3 protein-coding genes are annotated in these 2,668 nt (G+C 36.4%); 1 reads left to right on the plus strand and 2 read right to left on the minus strand.

Annotated features, from left to right (window positions below):
• Positions 1–198 precede the first annotated feature (198 nt).
• Complete coding sequence (locus tag DXN04_RS34365; RefSeq protein ID WP_116857932.1) at positions 199–693, minus strand: hypothetical protein; 495 nt, start codon at positions 691–693, stop codon at positions 199–201.
• Between the two features lie 12 nt (positions 694–705).
• Complete coding sequence (locus DXN04_RS34370) at positions 706–1,551, minus strand: hypothetical protein (RefSeq protein WP_116857933.1); 846 nt, start codon at positions 1,549–1,551, stop codon at positions 706–708.
• A 585-nt stretch (positions 1,552–2,136) separates the two neighbouring features.
• Between DXN04_RS34370 and DXN04_RS35685 the strand changes: the two genes are divergently transcribed.
• On the plus strand, positions 2,137–2,433 hold the full coding sequence (locus DXN04_RS35685) for a transposase domain-containing protein (protein WP_394337858.1): 297 nt from the start codon (positions 2,137–2,139) through the stop codon (positions 2,431–2,433).
• Positions 2,434–2,668: the final 235 nt, after the last annotated feature.

The raw sequence follows: 2,668 nt of genomic DNA on the forward strand, positions 1-2,668 counted from the left end.
GCTCCGCTGCGCTCCGCCTCACTTCACTCCACCTGCTGGTGGTATTAACTTGATACAGTTGATATACATTTACACAAAGAATTTTACACTACCGCTATTATCTCTCTGATAGTTGCCTTTCTATCCGTGCTTATCAGTCTATTAAAAAAGTAACAATGAAAGCCGGCTCTATAAAAAGAGAGCCGGCTTTCATTGTTATTACTTGATGTCGAATCTGTAATTCGCCTCCTGTAAAGGATTGATTTTTTTGTCCGAATAGAAATTAGCACCAAATATTGCCTGATCAAAGCCCATATACTTAACCATTACTAAACTATTAGACATTTTGCTGCTGTAATAAAATGCATATACTAAGTCGACTGGCTGTGATTCTAGGTAATAAAATCCTTTAAATTTGAAACCACAAATGTCATTAGGAATTTTTCTTACTTCCTCTTTATAATTTATTGTATTATTTATAAACTCGGAAGGGGCCTCATTTTTATTAAAACTAACAATCAAATTACCATTATCCTTTTCTTGACATTTGAAATCGCCGGCTGGCATTTCATTCATGTCCTTCCAGTAGGCTTTCCCATTTTTATCTTTTAGATATAATGAGATGTATTGTGCATCAACGTTTAGTTTAGATGTATCCTGACAGGACGAAAAAAATGGTAAAATCAGAAAAAATGCTAGTTTGAGATATTTCATTTCCTTTCTTCTTTATTGAGGTACTGAACCAGTCAATTTTGCAAATCCATTAAGAATTATCTTCGGGTTATATGGTGTGAAAGCATTAAGGAAATCTGCTCTGTACGATACACTCCATTGAACATTTGTTAAAGAACTAGTAGTACTTTCAACCTTGAGGCCGTTTGCTAAAGTAGCACCAACTTCTACTCCTGCAGCGTTAATTCCGCCTTTTACCGTAGTGTTGCCATCTGATGTAGTAATTAATGTTCTTTTTTCGATTATGTTTCCTCCAGCATTACCAAAAAATGAGTAAGAACCTTCTGTAATATTTAAAAGAGGGGAACCCAACGGTTCCTGGGATCCGAGGTTATCTCCAAGTAAAATCTGCTGAACAGGCCCTGCTTGAGAAGCGCTAGGGTGTGACGGAGTTAAATCATTGTAATAAAATGGTAGTATTACCATCAAACGCAAAGGTCGGGCTTTAATGTCAAAATGCATTTGTATATCGTATCTTGAACGACCAACCGTTCCTCCAACTAAGTTTGCTTGGTCACCTTCATACGTGCTATATACTTCATCATAATAATTTGCATCGAATTGATTGGGGTAAGCTGGATTATAGCTACCTGTAGTTTTTGCACTTTTAAGGGTATTTATACTGTCCTTAATCTTTCCAATATAACTACTTGTTAATTTCGTATCAGAGAATATTGAATTGATGTACTCGTATTGCCCTTTGGTAATAGGGATCATTTCTGGACTTACTTTCTCATTAGGTTTGGAGAGATCACCGAGGGTGTTGTCTTTCTTAGTACAGGAAAATAACAGTAATGAACATAGGCTAACAGCGGCTAGCTTACAGAATGTTGGTTTCATGAGTTAAACAATTTGTGTTTGTTCGGGTTAAAAATGTTCCGCAAACATAAATGAATTTACATTATAACATAAAATTTATTTTTAATGATAGTGGTCAGTACCTAAGTCCATTTTGTGTTATTAAATTTTGAAAAGTAAATTTTATTAAATGTATTTCTTCTATAGTTAATGTCTATATCTTCGTGGTGCATTCCAGAATAACTATCTGGCGCATTATATATGGGAAGACAGCCTCTTTATACCAGGAAGAAGAATATCGGCACCATAGTTATAAAGTGGGATGCCACGGGAGCGGAGATCAAGGCCTACACCAGTATTAATTTAGCCAGGCATGAAGAAAAACACTCATATCGGCGTTTAATGAGGGCTATCAACCAAAAGTCTCCGTTAAATAATTTCTTCTATTCTCTGGTTCTTCGTCAATTTTGGTGGAAGCTTCCCCACTTAATATTTAGATGGAAGGCCTGATGAATAAGGTAAAAACAATCAATAGACCGGTATATTAAGGTGCAGTATTTGACTATATAGAAATAAATTGATTACCCACGTCAATCAAGGATTTCATGGAATATACTTCCACCAAAATTGACGAAGAACCTATATCCTCCGTTTGGGCTGGCCCAGTATCACCGTAATAGACACGATAATAATGCGATTGAAAGGTGCATGAGAAATGTGGCTGTAGGCCGAAAAAACTATCTCTTCTGTGGCTCTCATGATGCAGCGCAAAGAGCTGGATTACTCTATTCCCTATTAGTTACCTGCAAACTGAACAATGTAAATCCATATAACTGGCTGAAGGACGTTCTAAGCAGGGACATTAATGAAATGCCAATCAATCAGATCAAAACATTACTACCATATAACTGGAAAGAACAATAATGTTCAGGAAATATAAGCCTTACGCAAGGCTACTATGAAAATTTGTATTCAATCTTAAACTTCCCGGAAGCATACGAAGAACCAATGACCTCCGTTTTAGATACGAAGATAAATCCGCAAAAAGGGAAATACTAATTTTTTTGGTAGTGTAAAATTCCTTGTGTAAATGTATATCAACTGTATCAAGTTAATACCACCAGCAGGTGGAGTGAAGTGAGGCGGAGCGCAGCGGAGC

This window comes from Chitinophaga silvisoli (genome assembly GCF_003412465.1).
In the GTDB taxonomy this organism is placed as follows: Bacteria; Bacteroidota; Bacteroidia; order Chitinophagales; family Chitinophagaceae; genus Chitinophaga; species Chitinophaga silvisoli.